A 17,572-nucleotide genomic window follows, 5' to 3' on the forward strand; every position below is an offset into this window, starting at 1 on the left:
ATGCCTGCAAAAAAGAAACAAAGAAAGGCCAAAAAGAGCTACAATAAGCGAAAAGCAAACAAAAAGCAAAATCTTAATTGGAGTATTTGTGGTTTAGTCTTGATTTTAATAGCGGGGCTAGCTTTTGTCCGTTTCGGTATTTTGGGTAAGCAAATTGCAAATTTGATTCGAATGTTCTTCGGGGATTCCTATTTGTTTGCGGCAGGTTTACTGGGACTTTTTGGCCTAGTAAATTTAATCTATAATCAACCGATTCACTTAACAATTAAGCGTAGCTTGGGGTTAGCAATCGCTTTTTTGGGAATTCTGTTAATTCAATGTAACTTGTATTTTGAACATGAATTAGTTAACAGTAATTTCCTGAATTCTTTTTGGCATGCAATGGCTGCGGAGTTTGGTCGTGCTGGAGTCACTGAGAGCATTGGTGGTGGATTAATTGGTTCATTAGCTTATCAACTTTTTTATCCACTACTAGGGCAAATCGGTGTCCGTGTTTTTGCTATTTTATTGCTGCCAATTGGAATTTTGATGTTTTTTGATGTTAAATTTAGAACAATTATCGAAAAATTCCAGACAGTTAGTCAATTATTCATCAAAAAGAATAAAGAAGCTGGGGTAAAGGTCAAAGATAAATATAATGACGTTTTGGAAAAGCGGCGTCAGAAAAAAGAGGAACAAGACGAAGATTTAGTTGATGACGATAAACCGATTTTTCCTAATGTAGCAGACTTTGACCCTGCCGATCCAACTGATGACGATGTAACGCCGACGGCTGAAGACGTAGAAGTTGAGCCAGAGACCACACCTGATCCAGAACCGCAAATTCAAATTGCACCACAACATGATGACGGGGTAAAGGAACTACCTAAGTCACATTCTTTTGCGGAAGATGATCAAAAGTTAAAGCAGGAATTAGCCGATGTCGATCATGGTGAACTAAAAACTGATGCGCCAGTCAATAAAGCTTATAAGATGCCACCTTTAAGCTTACTTGATCCAATTAAATCGACTGATCAGAGTACTGACCGTGATTTAATTAAGAAAAATACCCAAGTTTTGCAATCAACGTTTAAGAGTTTTGGCGTTAAGGTGATTATTAAAAAAGCTATTTTAGGACCAACTATTACGCGTTATGAAGTCCAGCCAGCTGTTGGCGTTAAGGTAAGTCGAATTGTAAACTTAGCGGATGATTTGGCTTTGGCGCTTGCGGCTAAAGATATTCGAATTGAAGCACCAATTCCTGGTAAGCCCTTTATCGGAATTGAGGTACCTAACCGAGCAACGTCTGTTGTTTCATTCAAAGACGTGATGGAACATCAAGATAATAAAGCCAAAAGCGATCCGATGGATGTACCATTGGGTAAAGATGTAACTGGAAGCATTATTTCTGCCAACTTAGCTAAGATGCCACACCTATTGATTGCTGGTTCAACTGGTTCTGGTAAGTCCGTAGCGATTAATACAATTTTAGCCAGTATTTTAATGAAGGCGCGGCCTGAAGAAGTTAAATTAGTTTTAATTGACCCAAAGATGGTCGAACTTTCAGTTTATAATGGTGTGCCGCATTTATTGATCCCTGTGGTGACCGATGCTAAGCTAGCCGCAAATGCACTGCGCAAAGTTGTTAAAGAAATGGAGCGCAGATATAAGCTATTTGCGGCTGGTGGCGTGCGAAACATGAGTGAATATAATCAAAAAGTTGCTGAAAACAATCGTGATAAAACTAAACCAGTGATGAAGCCGTTACCTTATATTCTAGTTGTAGTTGATGAACTTAGTGATTTGATGATGGTTGGTGGTCACGATGTTGAAGGCGCGATTGTTCGTTTAGGACAAATGGCACGTGCTGCCGGAATTCATATGATTTTGGCAACTCAGCGTCCAAGTGTTGATGTTATTACCGGTTTGATTAAAGCAAATGTACCATCGAGAATTTCCTTTGCTGTATCAAGTGGAGTGGATTCAAGGACTATTTTGGATCAAACAGGTGCAGAAAAATTACTTGGTCGTGGTGATATGCTTTATATGCCAATTGGGGCATCTAAACCTGAACGTGTTCAAGGTGCTTATATTGCTAGTGATGAAGTTGAACGCGTAATTGAATGGGTTAAGAAGCAACAAGAGGTTAGTTATGATGAGACAATGATTCCTAAAAAAGGTGAAAATTCATCAAATGCTGATAGTAAAGATGATGAGCCAGCAGATGAATTCTATGAGCAAGCTGTTGATTTAGTACGACGTCAACAGACGGCCAGCGTGTCAATGTTGCAGCGTAGGTTTAGAATTGGTTATAATCGTGCTGCTAGAATTGTTGATGAAATGGAAGCTAAAGGGATTGTTGGTCCATCTGAAGGCTCTAAGCCACGACAAGTTTTAGTGCCACCAATAAAGAATGAAGGTAATTCAAACAATGCTCACAACTAATATTGCAATTAGAAAAAATAAAAAGTTTACAACAGCCGCTATTGGCTGTTTTTTGCGTTTGCCGCTGACTAAACATAATTTAGCTTATGCTAGTTTGCTAGCGCGAATACAGATGAATAGCAGCTTAAGTTATCCGTCACTTGCTTTACAACAAAAAAGATTGGCAGAATTATATGATTTACAGCTGGAGATTATGCCACAAGTTTTTGGTAAAGAAATACTTTTGACTTATTATGCCAATTTTGTTGAGCCGATTGAGATTTTGGATCCACATTATACGTATGAAGAAATTCTTAATGTGATTGCACAAATAGTTAATCAACCTAATTTTGCGGAACCTTTGGTGGAATATGCTAAACGTCAATTAGCAGAAGAATATCAAGAACTGATTGAACAACCATCTAATTATGCGTTGGAGCAGTTTTTTAAATTGTGGTATCAGGATCAACCTGATTATGCGGAGACATTTATTGGCTCACTAGATGAAATCAAAGCTGCGACTAGCACGACTATGATACATTATTGGCGTAATTTAGCTAATGTACCAATGCAAATTTTAGGAATGACCAGGGATAATAATCTGGTTTCTAAATTAGCTCAGGCTATGTTTCAACAAACTGGTTTAACTAAATCATTTCAAACAGCTAGTCTAACTATTCCAGCTAAAAGAAAGTTGATTGAAAAAGAGGATGATCAAGGAAATGTGCAAGCTCAATTGTTAATGGGCTTTGGTTTAGAACAAAGTATTGATTATCGCGGTCAAGTAATGGGAATATTATTATCGCAATATTTGGCAGGTGATCAATCATCTAAATTATTTACGCAAATTCGGGAGCAATTGGGAGCAGCTTATAATGTTGAAGCAAGCTGCTTTGCCAATAATTCTTTGTTTTTAGTCAGTGCAGGACTTGATCCTAGTAAGATTGCAGCGGCTCGAAAAATTATTTTATCCGAAATGGGTAAACTAGTTCAGGGCGAAGTAGAAGATGATTTATTTAAAAAGGCTAAAAAGGCAATTTTGCGTAATATGAAGATTGGTCTAGACGGTCAAAACTGGCAGATGGGTCAAATGTTGCGTGATGAATTGTTCTCGGGATATTTAGACTTTGATCGTGAAAATGCAATTAGGAGAGCTACACCTAAGCAGTTAGTAGCTTTCGTACAAAATTTATTCTTTAATGAAAGTTATGTTTTAAAATGATGACACCAAAAATTATCAAAAAAGAATATCAGTCAGGCTTTAAAGCCGAAATTATTTTAAAGCCACATTTTTATCAACGATTTTTCGGTATAATTGTTGACTTTGGTAGTAGTGATCCACAAAAGGTTGCCGGTTCGGCTCATTTCTTAGAGCATAAGCTATTTGCCAAAAAAGATGGTGATCTGTCAACGCAATTTGAAGATATTGGTGCTGACGTTAATGCATTCACGTCTTTTAATGAAACAATGTTTTATTGTAGTGGAATTGAGCATACGCCTAAAATGATCGATCTCTTGTTTGAATTGGTAGGGCAGCCGTATTTTACTAAGGAAAATATCGCGCAAGAGGCTCCGATTATTGAACAAGAATTGGCCATGTATCAGGATGACCCAACTTGGAGCGTAAATAATGCGATTATGCATGATATGTTTGGTGATTCTAATCTAGGGATCGAAGTTGTAGGTACGAAAGAATCAATTAATCAAGTTACAGTGAAAAACTTGACCCAAGTTTATGAGGCTAATTATGTGCCAGAAAAGATGCAATTTGTTGCTTGCGGTGATTTTTCTGATAATCAAGTGCAAACGATTTTGCGGCAAGTAGGAAAGCTGCAGCAAAAATATTTGCACGGGAAAGGTAAAAGCACAGCTGAAAAACAAGTTAGTTTTCGCATGTTACATGATCAAGTCTTGCCAGCCAGAGGTAATTCTAATTCCTTTGGTTTAGGAATTCGCTTTAAAAACTTTAAGAAAGTATTATTAAGCTTTGATTTGACTCAAATTCTGTTAGAAATAATGTTAGAATCAAAACTAAGTGCAATGGGACCATGGTTTGAAGAAATGAGAAAAAAGCAGTTGTTAATGGATTCGCTGCAGATTTCTGTTAATTACACCAGGCAGGGCGATTTTGCTACTATTTTTGGTGTAAGTCCTCAAGCTCAAGAAGTAATTGCAGAAATAAAGAGGGTATTGACGGAACCAATTAAGAAAAATTCAGCGGAATACCGTTTTATTAGACAAAACTTCATTTTGCAAAAGAAAGAATGGTTAGCACGCACTGCTAGGACAAGTAATGATCTGTCTTATTTGGCAATTGAATTAATTGAAGAAAATTTAGATCATGAAAATTTAACACAAAATATAGCTAAATTGCAGGCGATGAATTTTGATCAGTTTTATGACTACTGCCAAAAGATTATGAAAGACAGTGAACTTTGTTCTGCTTACTTAGAAAACAAGTAAGGGGTTGATAAAGTTGAAGCGAGCAATTGTCTTTGGTGCAACTGGCGGTATTGGTCAAGATATTTGTCGAGATTTGGCAGATGCCGGTTGGTCATTATACTTGCATTATCATTCTAATTCTCAAAAAGCTGAAAATTTAGTTCAAGAGCTGTTTGCTAAGCATCCTGACCAGGATTTTATGTCGCTACAGTTGGATTTTGCGACAGGGGATGCACAGTTAACAGATTTTGTTAAAAACTTGTTGCCAGTTAATGCAGTAGTTTTTGCTCAAGGAATTACTAAGTATGGTTTTTTAGGTGATGAAAAATTAGCAAATATCACTGATCTGATTAATATTAATCTTACTGTGCCAATTAAGTTAACTAAATTGTTAGAGCCACAACTGATGAAACGAGATTTTAGTCGTATAGTTTATTTAGGCTCAGTCTATGGTGGTGCAGGTAGTGCATTAGAAAGCGTCTATAGTGCAACTAAAGGTGGTTTAACCAGGTTCGCTCAGGCTTATGCGCGTGAAGTTGCTTCCAATAACTTAACGGTTAATGTAATTGCGCCTGGTGCGGTTAAAACCAAAATGAATGCATTCTTTTCTGAGGATACGATTCAAGAGGTAAAAGATGAAATCCCAGTTGGTCGTTGGGCCAATGGCAGTGATATTTCATACTGGGTTAGAACACTGCTAGATCGACGTAGTAGTTATTTAACAGGACAGACAATTTATGTTACAGGTGGATGGCTTTTATAACTAAGACGTTGTAATAAGAATTTTATGGTATACTCAACATGATAAATTAAAATTTGAAGAGGTAAATATGGCAGATATCGGAGATAAATTAAAGAGCGCCAGAGAGGCTAAGGGACTTTCAATTGCAGATATTGAAAAAGCTACTAAAATTCAGAGCAGATATCTTGAAGCGATTGAGAAGAATGAATTTGATAAACTTCCAGGCGATTTTTATGTTAGAGCATTTATTCGTCAATATGCACAAGTTGTTGGCTTGGATGGTAAGGAGTTATTAAGTGATTACCACGATGATGTACCAGAAGCTAAGCCAGATGAGTACGTAGAAAACTCGATTGATAATAAGAGTGAAGAAGTACGAGAAACCACCGACAATAAGAAAAATTTGTGGAAGAATTACTTGCCACGAATTGCGATCGGACTTGGTGTAATTATCGTAATTCTTGTAGTGTACGTTTTGTATGCTCGTCTTTCTTCAGGTGGTCAAAAGAACCAAGCTGATAATAATGATGTAACTGTTTCATCACAAAAGTCATCATCGTCATCTTCTAAGAAAGCTAAAAAAGTAGTAGTCAATAAAGTTAAGGTTACTAAGGTTAGTGACAATGAGTACCGAGTTACTGGCTTGAATAAAAACCGTCGCCTAGTTGTGCGTGCTGGTGAAAACCAAAATATTTCAGCAGGTGTACAAGTCAATGGTAATGCTAATAGCTGGCAATCAACTTTACTTGCTAATCAAAAGCACACTATGACTTTGCCAAGCAATGCAGAGAGAGTAGTGATTACTTTAGGCAACGATAATGGTACTTCAATCACTATTGCAGGTAAGAAAATCCCATATACAGCAAACAATGCGTACAGGACAATTACTTTGTTGATTGGTAAGGCTAAGGGAACTACTAGTCAAAATAATAGTAGTTCTAATAATACGGGCTCTACTAATAACAATACAACCAATAGTAGTTCTACCCAAAGCCGTACAACTACTCAAAGCAGTGCTACTCATCAAAGCAGTCGTCAACAATCATCTACTACTACTCAAAGTAGCCAACAAACCCAACAAAGTAGTCAAACTCAACAATCATCTACTACTCAATCATCAGCAGACACTAACAATGGCAATGATGGTGGAAATAATAACAACAATTAAAATCTAGGAGTGTTAGAATGAATTTACCTAATAAACTTACTGTTTTTAGAATCTTTTTGATTCCAGTATTTATGTTAATCATCATTTTTGGTGGGAATGCTAGTGTTCAAGCAGCAGGCTCAACTGTTGTTTGGAGTCGTGTTATTGCTGCTATCGTTTTTGCTGTTGCTTCGGCTACTGATTGGTTTGACGGTCACATTGCGCGTTCACGTAATATGGTAACCAATTTTGGTAAGTTTGCTGATCCATTAGCTGATAAGATGTTAACTATGACTGCTTTCATTTTCTTAGTTGAATTGAAACTTGCTCCAGCATGGGTAGTAGCTATCATCGTTTGTCGTGAATTGGCTGTTACTGGTTTGCGTTTGATCTTAGCAGAAAATGAAGGACAAGTTTTAGCAGCAAAGATGCCTGGTAAAATTAAGACTACTTGCCAAATGTTATCAATCATTTTCTTATTGATTGGTGACTTCTTCCACATTGGTACTATCTTACTTTACCTTGCGTTGATCTTTACTATTTACTCAGGTTACGATTACTTCCACCAATCATGGGGCGTATTCAAGGGCTCAATGTAAAATAGTATTAAGTCAAGAATGATTAAAAGAAGCATTTGCTTCTTTTTTATTTTGTAAAAAAATAATGGCGATTTTTTGCGTAATAAATAATAGAGGGTAAAAAATCCTTTGAACGTTCGTTTGCATTTCTCTTGCAAATTGGACGGCGGTCAAAGTATAATTATTAGGTACGAAAAATAGGAGGACATTAATGGCCAAAGACGAAAAACAGGCTGCTTTAGATGCAGCGCTTAAAAAAATCGAAAAGAATTTCGGTAAGGGTGCTGTAATGCGGATGGGCGAAAAAGCTGATACGCAAATTTCAACAGTGCCAACAGGTTCATTAGCTTTAGATGCTGCTATCGGTGTAGGTGGATATCCTCGTGGTCGTATTATTGAAGTTTATGGCCCAGAATCATCTGGTAAGACTACTGTAGCCCTTCATGCTGTAGCTGAGGTACAAAAGCGTGGTGGTACTGCAGCTTATATTGATGCAGAGAATGCGATGGACCCTGCTTATGCTGAAGCTTTAGGTGTAGATATTGATTCATTAATTTTGTCACAACCTAATACTGGTGAAGAAGGTTTGCAAATCGCTGATACTTTGATTTCCAGTGGGGCAATTGACATTGTAGTAGTCGACTCTGTTGCTGCCTTAGTACCACGAGCAGAAATTGAAGGCGAGATGGGGGATGCCCATGTTGGTTTACAAGCGAGATTAATGAGTCAAGCTTTGCGTAAGCTATCAGGTAATATTTCTAAAACCAAAACTATTGCCATCTTTATTAACCAGATTCGTGAAAAAGTTGGGGTAATGTTTGGTAATCCTGAAACTACCCCAGGTGGTCGTGCTCTTAAGTTTTACTCAACTATTAGATTGGAAGTAAGAAGAGCTGAACAGATTAAGCAATCAGGAGATGTTCTTGGTAACAGAGTTAAAATTAAAGTTGTTAAGAACAAGGTTGCTCCACCATTTAAGGTGGCAGAAGTAGACATTATGTACGGTAAGGGAATTTCACAAAGTGGTGAATTACTGGACATGGCTGCTGATAAGGACATTATCGATAAAGCAGGTTCTTGGTACTCTTACAAGAGTGATCGAATTGGTCAGGGACGTGAGAATGCTAAGAAGTATCTAGAAGAGCATCCAGATATTTATCAAGATATCCAAAAGCAAGTGCGTCAAGCTTACGGGATTGATGAAAAGTCAATTGCTGATCGTGAAGATCCAGAAAAGATCAAGGAGAAGCGCGAAGAAGCCAAGACAGAAAAAGAAGCTGCTACAGATAAAAAGTCTGATCAAGCTAAATAATTATGTCAAAAACCCTGGATTTATTTTCCAAGGTTTTTTGATTTAATTGACATGAACAGATAGGTTCTTTATCATAAAAGTTGTGTGAATAATTCTAAAAAAGGCGATAGTAATCATGAATAATATGTTAACAATTATGATTCCCGTCGCAACTGCCATTGTTTCACTCTTGGTGGGTTCAGTGGTTGGTTATGCAATTCGCAAGCATTCTTGGGAACAAAAAGCTCAAAATGCCCAGAATGATGCTGACCACATTTTAGCTGATGCTAAGGCACAGGTTGCTGCAGCACAAGCTGAAGTTAATGCACAAAAGCAAGCAGCAGCGGCTGTTAAGCAAAGTGCAGAAAATACTAAAAAAGAAAAAATTCTTGAAGCTCAAGAACAAATTCGTGATTTTAGGCAAAAGACCGAGGATGAGTTAAATTCCAAGAAAGATAATTTAGCTCGGGAGAAAAATCGTTTACAACAACGTGAAGATACCTTAGATCATAAGAATTCTTTATTAGATGAACGTGAAAGTGGACTCACGCAAAAGGAAGACCAATTAAAGCAGCAGTATGCTAGCTTAAAGGCAAAATTAACTGAGGCTGAAGAATTAGTAGAAACTAGACGGCAAAAGCTTTATGACGTAGCTAAGTTGGATGAGGAAGAAGCCAAGAAGATTGTGCTTAGTCAATTATCTGATGAACTAGTCAAAGAACGAGCCGAGATGATCAGAAATAGTAACGAAGAAGTAAAAGCTAAAGCTGATCATTATGCTAATCAGGTCATTGTGGATGCTATTCAAAGTAGCGCGGCAGATACAGTTGCCGAAACAACTGTATCTGTTGTTGATCTGCCAAATGAAGAGATGAAGGGACGGATTATTGGTCGTGAAGGACGCAATATCCGTTCATTTGAAGCTTTGACTGGAATAGATCTAATTATTGATGATACGCCAAAGGTTGTTACCTTGAGTGGTTTTGATCCAATTAGACGTGAAATTGCCAAAAGAGCGATGGAACGCTTAATCAAGGATGGCCGCATTCACCCAGCTAGAATTGAAGAAATGGTCGATAAGGCCAGAAAAGAAGTTAACGATGACATCTATGAAGCAGGTGAAAGTGCTTTGATGGAGCTGGGAATTCACCGGATGAATCCTGAATTAGTTAAGACGCTAGGTCGTCTTAAATATCGTACTTCTTATGGACAAAATGTTTTGTCACATTCAATTGAAGTTGGTAAGCTAGCAGGCACGATGGCTGCAGAATTAGGCTTGGATGAAAAATTAGCAGTTCGCGCGGGGTTATTACACGATATTGGTAAAGCCATCGATCATGATATTGAAGGTTCCCATGTAGAAATTGGGGTTGAACTAACTCGGAAATATCATGAACCAGATGTTGTAGTAAATGCGATTGCTGCACACCACGGCGATGTGCCTAAGTTGTCGTTTATTGCTGAACTTGTTGTTGCAGCAGATACGATTTCTAGTGCTCGTCCTGGTGCAAGAAGCGAGAGTTTGGAAAATTATATTAGACGTTTGACCGAATTGGAAAAGATTGCTAAGAGCTACCAAGGCGTTAAGCAGGCTTATGCAATTCAAGCGGGACGTGAAGTTCGTGTGATGGTTGAACCTGACGAAATTTCAGATGATCGGACAGTTATTTTGGCACGTGATATTCGTAATCAGGTTGAAAAAGAACTTGATTATCCAGGTAATATTAAGGTTACCGTTATCCGTGAAAAAAGAGTTGTGGCGATCGCTAAATAAATTAAAAAGTTTGGAAGATAATTTTTCCAAACTTTTTTTGCTATTTGTGCAAAATACTGACTACTTGTATAATTAGAACAAGTAAATAAGGAAAGTAGCCAAATATGTTTAAAATTATTGTTGAATTATTCTTATTAGTAATTATTTCAGCGGCAATTACACCGTTTATTCGACGGCTTGCCTTTGTCTTAGGAGCTGTTGATAATCCTAATGCCCGGCGAGTTAATAAGAAACCAATGCCAACGATTGGTGGACTGGGGATTTTTGTTACTTTTAATATCGGTACTTTTGTTCTGTTGCGTGAGCAATTTCCGACTCATGAAATTTTTTCGATTTTACTCGCTTCAAGCGTAATTGTTTTGACGGGATTGATCGACGATATTTTGGAGTTAAAACCTAGACAAAAAATGTTTGGGATTTTTATCGCTTCATTGATTATCTACTTTTTAGCTGGAATCAGAATGAATGTGTTAAAGGTGCCATTCATCGCACATGAAGTAAATCTAGGTTGGTGGAGTTTCCCAATTACTATTTTTTGGATCTTAGCTTTAACTAATGCAGTTAACTTGATTGATGGACTTGATGGGCTAGCTGATGGGGTTTCAATGATTTCTCTGACTACCATGGGGATCGTAGGTTATTTCTTCTTGCACACTCATCAGCTATATGTCCCAATTGCTTGTTTTATGTTAGCTGCCTGTTTATTGGGCTTTTTACCATATAATTTCCATCCAGCAAAAATTTTCTTGGGTGATACGGGTGCACTTTATATTGGTTTTATGATCGCCGTTTTATCTCTGAAGGGGTTAAAGAATGTAACTTTTATTTCATTGTTGGTCCCAATTATCATTTTGGGAGTGCCTATTACTGACACCGTTTATGCAATGATTCGGAGAAAGCTAAACAAAAAGCCAATTTCAGAAGCAGACAAGCATCATTTACATCACCAGCTGATGCGAATGGGGTTAACGCACCGACAGACGGTATTGACTATTTATGCATTATCATTGGTTTTCTCATTTATTTCTTTATTATTCCTGCTTTCGCCAACTTGGGGCACTTGGCTTCTGATCTTAGGCTTGCTGATTGCCTTAGAGTATTTTGTGGAATCAATTGGTTTATTGGGTGAAAAATACCATCCTTTGATGCATGTAATTCAGAAAATTATTAATCAAAAGAGTAAGACTGATCCAACAATTGAAGTTTGGCACTTAGGAGACGAAAAACCAGATCAATTGAAGAGTAAAAAAAATAATAAGTAGCAAAAAAGCATTTGGAAATATCCAAATGCTCTTTTTATTGTTCATGATAATTATTAGCTTCAACAGGAATTTCATTATAGCGTTTTTCACCATTAGTAAAGGTAACCTGTCCGGCCAATAAATTAGTTAGGTCTTCCTTAGGTTTAGCTTGTTGGTCATCGTTAACAAAAATATGAATTTTAACATCTACAGCGTATTCGGTATTGGCAATAAAAATTTTTTGCTGTTTTAGGTAATGATCAATTTCATCGAAGCGGTTATAGGGTACGCTAAAAATTAATTCTTGTTGTAAAACGCGTTTAATGACGCCAACTTTTTCAACAACATTGGTGACACTATTGGAATAGGCACGAATTAAACCGCCTGCTCCTAATTTGATTCCACCAAAATAACGGGTTACTACGACTGTAACGTTTTTTAAATTCATTAATTGCAATGCTTTTAATTCAGGAACACCAGCCGTACCTGATGGCTCACCATTATCGCTTTCTTTGACCTGGTCGTCATTTAAGCCGATCGTGTAGGCAAAGGTATTGTGCGAAGCATCGCGATATTTTTTAGAGATTTTTTGAATAAAATCATTTGCCGCATCAGTAGTAGTGGTGCGGGCAATATTGGCAATGAATCTGCTCTTTTTGATAATTAATTCACCGGTGCCGTTTTCTTTAATAGTTAAAAAATTTTCCTTTTCTGACAAAATAATCGCCTCTTTTTGCGTAATAGATAATAGGGAGGTAAAAATATGGAAGATTTGACTCTATTATCAGGTCGTCAATGGATTGTTAGTCAAGAGGATTCTAGCACATTTGAGGGATGCCGCAAAATTCCAGTAATTGAAAAAGGTAAATGCAATCGCTGTGGCAGCCAAGTTAATAGTCGACTGCCTAATGGTAAATATTATTGTCGTGGTTGTATTGGCTTGGGACGTGCAAATGAGGGCGATTGGCTTATTAGAAAAGACAGTAATAATACTTTTTCTCATGTTAAAAACGGGGGATTAAGCTGGCAAGGTAAACTAACCCCATTGCAGCAGAATATTTCGGATAAATTAGTACAAAATTTTGAACAAAGAAAAAATACATTGGTTCATGCTGTAACTGGGGCGGGTAAAACTGAGATGTTGTTTCAGTTGATTGCTCGATGTATGAAAAAAGGACAGCGCGCTTGTATTGCTACACCAAGAATTGATGTGGTAAATGAGCTGTTTCCAAGATTTTCGGCAGCGTTTGCCCAAGTTGAGATCGGTAAGTATCATGGCCGTGAATTTAAGGAAATAGGGCTAGAGCAGTTGACAATTTGTACTACACACCAATTGATGAAGTTTTATCGTGCCTTTGATTTATTGGTAATTGATGAGGTAGACTCTTTTCCTTATGTAAGTAATCCGCAACTACATTTTGCGGCCAAAAATGCGGTTAAAACAACTGGGACTCGAATGTATTTAACCGCAACGCCAACGAACGATTTGCTTTTGGAAGCTAAAACAGGGAAGTTAGAAATTTTGCGCTTAAATCGGCGTTTTCATGGTGGATTATTGCCTGTACCAAGAGAAAGGCTTTTTATCAGGCCGTTTTTGCGGAAGGGACAAATTCATCCTAAATTAATGCAGGAGATTAAAAAAGTCATTCAAAGTGGTCATCCTTTGCTTTTGTTTGTACCACGGATTGAAGAAATTCCGCTTTATCAAGAAGCTTTGCGAAAAAAGTTGCAAAATAAAATTAAATTGGCCGGTGTTCATGCACAAGATCCGCAACGATTAGAAAAAGTACAGGCTTTTCGTGATCGTAAATATGACTTATTGTTGACAACCACAATTTTAGAGCGTGGTGTAACTTTTAAAAATGTTTGGGTAATTATTATTGCAGCAGATGATGCAATTTATACTGCTGCTAGTTTGGTGCAAATTGCAGGTCGAGTTGGTCGGGCTCACGATGACCAAACGGGCTTAGTTTTGTATTGTTATCATCGTTATACCAAGAATATTCGACAGAGTATTAAGCAGATCAAGGGGATGAATAGATGAGAACTTGTTTATTATGTGAGCAGGAGTTTACTCCACCAGTACAATTTGCACAGCTTTTTTCTTTTAAACCAGCGCGAAAAAATAAGATTTGTTTACAGTGTTTAAAACAATTTGAAAAGCTAGCAGACAATCGCTGCTCTGGCTGTGATAAGGAACTAAGTCAAGGCTTTATGTGTAGCGATTGTCGAAACTGGCAAGCCATTTATGGCAAAAATATTCTGCATAATCATGCTTTATATCGTTATAATTCTGCTTTTCATGATTTGATGGTTGCTTATAAGCGGCGTGGAGATTATGTTTTGCGGGAAGTATTGCAAGATTTGTGTTATGACTATTTGGGTAAAACTAACTATGACTTTTATGTGCCCGTGCCCACTTCACCTGAACATCAATCAAGACGACAGTTTGATACAATTTCCGCTATTTATGCTGATATTTTGCCACTGACGCCGTTTTTAATTAAAAAGTCGGGTAGTCATGCCCAAGGTGAGAAAAACAAAGAGGAGCGGCTTAAAACGCCTCAAAGCTTTTTGATTGATAAAAATATCAAAATCAAGGAAAATATAGTTTCAGGAAAAGTATTAATTTTGGATGATATTTACACGACCGGGCGCACGCTATATCACGCGCGAGACTGTTTACAGCAGGGTTTTCCCGAAATGAAAATTGAAAGCTTTTCAATTTGTCATTAGATTTGTTATGAAACGCTTTCATTTTTTGGTATAATAAATTTGTAAAGAAAAACCGTATAGCGGTGAAAGGAGAATCTTATATGTTAAAGTACAATGTTCGTGGAGAAAATATTGAAGTAACTGATGCTTTGAGAAGCTATGTAGAAAAGCGGTTAAACAAGTTAGAGAAGTACTTCGAATTGAATCAAGATGTGATTGCACACGTAAACTTGAGAGTATACCGTGATCACTCAGCTAAAGTTGAAGTTACTATTCCTTTACCATACTTAGTTTTGAGAGCCGAAGAAACCACGGATGACATGTATCGTAGCATTGACTTCGTTTCTGAAAAACTCGAACGTCAAATTAGAAAGTACAAGACTCGTGTAAATAGAAAGAGTCGTGAAAAGGGATTACAAGATTTCTTTGTAGAACAACCTGAAGAAGAAGAAAAGAAGCCTAGCGAATTTGATATTGTTCGTAACAAGCGTGTAAGCTTAAAGCCAATGGATCCAGAAGAAGCTATTTTACAAATGGACATGTTGGAACATGACTTCTTCGTATTTGAAGATGCAGAAACTAACGGCACTAGCGTTGTTTACCGTAGAAACGATGGTCGTTACGGTTTGATTGAAACTAACGAATAATTGAGTTAAAATACTTTTACACATTGGAACCTCGCGTGAGTTTTGCGTGGGGTTTTTTGTGTGAGATATTTTTCTTTTGATAGCAATCATGTTAAAATTAATCTGTATTTTTAGACTTTACGACATATAAGGACCGATTTAATGGCAAATATTTTAAAGAAACTATATAACGATGATAAACGAGAACTTAAAAAGTTTGAAAAAATAGCAGATAAGGTGGAAGCTCATGCAGATGAGATGAGCAAATTATCTGATGAGCAATTGCAAGCAAAGACACCAGAATTTCGTGATCGTTTAAAGAAAGGTGAAAGTTTAGACGATATTTTACCAGAAGCTTTTGCGGTTGCCCGTGAAGGTGCTAAGCGTGTATTAGGACTTTACCCATTCCACGTACAAATTTTGGGTGGTATTGCACTTCACTACGGTAACATCGCCGAAATGATGACTGGTGAAGGTAAGACTTTGACAGCAACCATGCCAGTATACTTGAACGCACTTGAAGGCAAGGGTGTACACGTTGTTACTGTTAACGAATACCTTTCAAGTCGTGACGAAGAAGAAATGGGTCAACTTTACAAGTGGCTTGGCTTAACTGTTGGTTTGAACTTGAACTCAATGTCACCAGACGAAAAGCGTGCAGCTTACAACTGTGATGTTACTTACTCAACTAACTCAGAACTTGGCTTTGACTATTTGCGTGACAACATGGTTGTTTACAAGGAACAAATGGTACAACGTCCATTGAACTACGCTATCATCGACGAAGTTGACTCTATCTTAATCGATGAAGCTAGAACTCCTTTGATTATTTCTGGTGAAGCTGAACAAGCAAACAGTGATTACATCCGTGCTGACCGCTTTGTTAAGACTTTGACTGAAGACAAGAGCGATGATGATGCCGACGATGATGAAGATCACGGCGATTACAAGATTGACTGGCCAACTAAGACTATTTCACTTACCAGAACTGGTATTGAAAAGGCTTGTCAACACTTTGGCCTAAAGAACTTGTACGATGTTGAAAACCAAAAGTTGGTTCACCACATTGACCAAGCTCTTCGTGCCAACTACATCATGCTTAAGGATATCGACTACGTTGTTCAAGATGGCGAAGTTTTGATCGTTGACTCATTCACTGGTCGTGTAATGGAAGGCCGTCGTTACTCAGATGGCTTGCACCAAGCTATTGAAGCTAAGGAAGGCGTTAAGATTCAAGAAGAATCAAGAACGCAAGCTACTATTACCTACCAGAACTTCTTCAGAATGTACAAGAAGTTGTCAGGTATGACTGGTACTGCTAAGACTGAAGAGGAAGAATTCCGTGAAATTTACAACATGCAGGTAATCACGATTCCTACTAACCGTCCAATTGCCAGAAAAGACATGCCAGACATTTTGTATCCAACTTTGGACTCTAAGTTCCACGCTGTAGTTGAAGAAATTAAGAAGCGTCACGCTAATGGTCAACCTGTTTTGGTGGGTACTGTTGCCATTGAAAGTTCAGAACGTTTGAGTAAGATGCTTGATAAAGCAGGTATTCCTCACGCAGTTTTGAACGCTAAGAACCACGCTAAGGAAGCTCAAATCATCATGAACGCTGGTCAACGTGGTGCGGTAACTATCGCTACTAACATGGCTGGTCGTGGTACTGATATTAAGTTGGGGCCTGGTGTTAAGGAACTTGGTGGACTGGCAGTTATTGGTACTGAACGTCACGAATCACGTCGTATTGATAACCAGCTTCGTGGTCGTTCTGGTCGTCAGGGTGACCCAGGTTACACCAGATTCTACTTGTCGCTTGAAGATGATTTGATGAAGCGTTTTGGTGGTGATCGAGTTAAGGACTTCTTGGATCGTTTATCAGATAATGATGATGATAAGGTTATCGAAAGTCGCTTGATTACTCGCCAAGTTGAATCTGCTCAAAAACGTGTTGAAGGTAATAACTATGATACTCGTAAGCAAACTTTGCAATACGATGATGTTATGCGTATTCAACGTGAAATTATCTACGGCGAAAGAATGCAGGTCATTGAAGCTGATAAGTCATTGAAGAATGTTTTAATTCCAATGATTCACAGAACAATTGATCACCAAGTAGCAATGTTTACTCAAGGTGAACGCAAGGAATGGCGTCTTGACTCATTACGCGATTTCATTTCCTCAAGTTTGACTTCAGACAAGGTAACTGACTCAATTGACTTCAAGACTATTAGTGTTGAAGATTTGAAGAAGAAGCTTTATGACATTGTTGAGCAAAACTTCGAAGATAAGGAAAAGGCCTTAGGCGATCCTAGCCAAATGCTTGAATTTGAAAAGGTAGTTATCTTGCGTGTGGTTGATGATCGTTGGACTGATCATATTGATGCAATGGATCAGTTGCGTCAATCAATTGGTCTTCGTGGATACGGTCAATTGAACCCATTAGTTGAATATCAAGATTCTGGTTACAGAATGTTTGAAGAAATGATTTCAAATATTGAATTTGATGTAACTCGTTTGTTCATGAAGGCTGAAATTAGACAAAATCTTAGTCGTTAATAAAGAAAAAGGGGAGTTAAGAGCTTCCCTTTTTTTGCAATAAAATAAAAG

Annotated in this window: 14 protein-coding genes; 13 read left to right on the top strand and 1 reads right to left on the bottom strand. The window is 37.7% G+C overall.

What is annotated here, in order from left to right; all coding sequences use genetic code 11:
• The 9 genes from CP352_RS01095 to CP352_RS01135 all read left to right on the top strand — a co-directional run bounded on the left by CP352_RS01095 (position 1) and on the right by CP352_RS01135 (position 11,639).
• Positions 1-2,424, top strand: coding sequence for a DNA translocase FtsK (locus CP352_RS01095; RefSeq protein ID WP_005718625.1), 2,424 nt, complete (start codon positions 1-3; stop codon positions 2,422-2,424).
• A complete protein-coding gene (locus CP352_RS01100) occupies positions 2,411-3,625 on the top strand; it encodes a pitrilysin family protein (protein WP_089143526.1) in 1,215 nt (404 codons plus the stop codon). Before CP352_RS01095 ends, CP352_RS01100 begins: the two co-directional genes overlap by 14 nt.
• Positions 3,622-4,866 carry a pitrilysin family protein gene (locus CP352_RS01105; RefSeq protein ID WP_013086046.1) on the top strand — a complete coding sequence of 415 codons (1,245 nt, stop codon included), beginning with the start codon at positions 3,622-3,624 and terminating at the stop codon, positions 4,864-4,866. Before CP352_RS01100 ends, CP352_RS01105 begins: the two co-directional genes overlap by 4 nt.
• Before the next feature lie 13 nt (positions 4,867-4,879).
• Positions 4,880-5,608, top strand: coding sequence for an elongation factor P 5-aminopentanone reductase (ymfI, locus tag CP352_RS01110; protein WP_035443121.1), 729 nt, complete (start codon positions 4,880-4,882; stop codon positions 5,606-5,608).
• 67 nt (positions 5,609-5,675) lie between these two features.
• Positions 5,676-6,755: a RodZ family helix-turn-helix domain-containing protein gene (locus CP352_RS01115; protein ID WP_013086048.1), complete on the top strand. Its 1,080-nt coding sequence runs from the start codon at positions 5,676-5,678 to the stop codon at positions 6,753-6,755.
• 17 nt (positions 6,756-6,772) lie between these two features.
• Entirely contained in the window at positions 6,773-7,333 is a 561-nt protein-coding gene (pgsA, locus tag CP352_RS01120) for a CDP-diacylglycerol--glycerol-3-phosphate 3-phosphatidyltransferase (protein WP_005718631.1), read from the top strand.
• Positions 7,334-7,523: 190 nt separating this feature from the next.
• On the top strand, positions 7,524-8,624 hold the full coding sequence (gene recA, locus CP352_RS01125; RefSeq protein WP_013086050.1) for a recombinase RecA: 1,101 nt from the start codon (positions 7,524-7,526) through the stop codon (positions 8,622-8,624).
• A gap of 115 nt (positions 8,625-8,739) precedes the next feature.
• Entirely contained in the window at positions 8,740-10,377 is a 1,638-nt protein-coding gene (gene rny, locus CP352_RS01130; protein ID WP_089143525.1) for a ribonuclease Y, read from the top strand.
• 104 nt (positions 10,378-10,481) lie between these two features.
• Positions 10,482-11,639: a glycosyltransferase family 4 protein gene (locus CP352_RS01135; RefSeq protein ID WP_005718634.1), complete on the top strand. Its 1,158-nt coding sequence runs from the start codon at positions 10,482-10,484 to the stop codon at positions 11,637-11,639.
• A 34-nt stretch (positions 11,640-11,673) separates the two neighbouring features.
• Here CP352_RS01135 and CP352_RS01140 read toward each other — a convergent pair whose 3' ends face one another.
• Positions 11,674-12,336, bottom strand: coding sequence for a YigZ family protein (locus CP352_RS01140; RefSeq protein ID WP_089143524.1), 663 nt, complete (start codon positions 12,334-12,336; stop codon positions 11,674-11,676).
• Positions 12,337-12,381: 45 nt separating this feature from the next.
• On the opposite strand from CP352_RS01140, the gene CP352_RS01145 reads away from it, so the two are divergent.
• The 4 genes from CP352_RS01145 to secA all read left to right on the top strand — a co-directional run bounded on the left by CP352_RS01145 (position 12,382) and on the right by secA (position 17,521).
• Entirely contained in the window at positions 12,382-13,662 is a 1,281-nt protein-coding gene (locus tag CP352_RS01145) for a DEAD/DEAH box helicase (protein ID WP_089143523.1), read from the top strand.
• Positions 13,659-14,354: a ComF family protein gene (locus CP352_RS01150; protein ID WP_089143522.1), complete on the top strand. Its 696-nt coding sequence runs from the start codon at positions 13,659-13,661 to the stop codon at positions 14,352-14,354. The genes CP352_RS01145 and CP352_RS01150 overlap by 4 nt, the downstream gene beginning before the upstream one ends.
• Positions 14,355-14,434: 80 nt before the next feature.
• Positions 14,435-14,980 (top strand): ribosome hibernation-promoting factor, HPF/YfiA family, encoded by a 546-nt coding sequence (gene hpf, locus CP352_RS01155; protein ID WP_005718638.1) that lies wholly within the window; start codon positions 14,435-14,437, stop codon positions 14,978-14,980.
• A 141-nt stretch (positions 14,981-15,121) separates the two neighbouring features.
• Positions 15,122-17,521, top strand: a complete 2,400-nt coding sequence (secA, locus tag CP352_RS01160; protein ID WP_061204544.1) for a preprotein translocase subunit SecA — start codon at positions 15,122-15,124, stop codon at positions 17,519-17,521.
• Positions 17,522-17,572: the final 51 nt, after the last annotated feature.

The sequence above is a fragment of the Lactobacillus sp. UMNPBX1 genome (assembly GCF_002554085.1).
Lineage (GTDB): Bacteria > Bacillota > Bacilli > Lactobacillales > Lactobacillaceae > Lactobacillus > Lactobacillus crispatus.

Bases quoted from the DNA above. Each gene is read 5' to 3' on its own strand.
- CP352_RS01095 (WP_005718625.1), top strand. From the start codon at position 1: ATGCCTGCAAAAAAGAAACAAAGAAAGGCCAAAAAGAGCTACAATAAG.
- CP352_RS01100 (WP_089143526.1), top strand. From the start codon at position 2,411: ATGCTCACAACTAATATTGCAATTAGAAAAAATAAAAAGTTTACAACA.
- CP352_RS01105 (WP_013086046.1), top strand. From the start codon at position 3,622: ATGATGACACCAAAAATTATCAAAAAAGAATATCAGTCAGGCTTTAAA.
- CP352_RS01115 (WP_013086048.1), top strand. From the start codon at position 5,676: ATGGCAGATATCGGAGATAAATTAAAGAGCGCCAGAGAGGCTAAGGGA.
- pgsA (WP_005718631.1), top strand. From the start codon at position 6,773: ATGAATTTACCTAATAAACTTACTGTTTTTAGAATCTTTTTGATTCCA.
- recA (WP_013086050.1), top strand. From the start codon at position 7,524: ATGGCCAAAGACGAAAAACAGGCTGCTTTAGATGCAGCGCTTAAAAAA.
- rny (WP_089143525.1), top strand. From the start codon at position 8,740: ATGAATAATATGTTAACAATTATGATTCCCGTCGCAACTGCCATTGTT.
- CP352_RS01135 (WP_005718634.1), top strand. From the start codon at position 10,482: ATGTTTAAAATTATTGTTGAATTATTCTTATTAGTAATTATTTCAGCG.
- CP352_RS01145 (WP_089143523.1), top strand. From the start codon at position 12,382: ATGGAAGATTTGACTCTATTATCAGGTCGTCAATGGATTGTTAGTCAA.
- CP352_RS01150 (WP_089143522.1), top strand. From the start codon at position 13,659: ATGAGAACTTGTTTATTATGTGAGCAGGAGTTTACTCCACCAGTACAA.
- hpf (WP_005718638.1), top strand. From the start codon at position 14,435: ATGTTAAAGTACAATGTTCGTGGAGAAAATATTGAAGTAACTGATGCT.
- secA (WP_061204544.1), top strand. From the start codon at position 15,122: ATGGCAAATATTTTAAAGAAACTATATAACGATGATAAACGAGAACTT.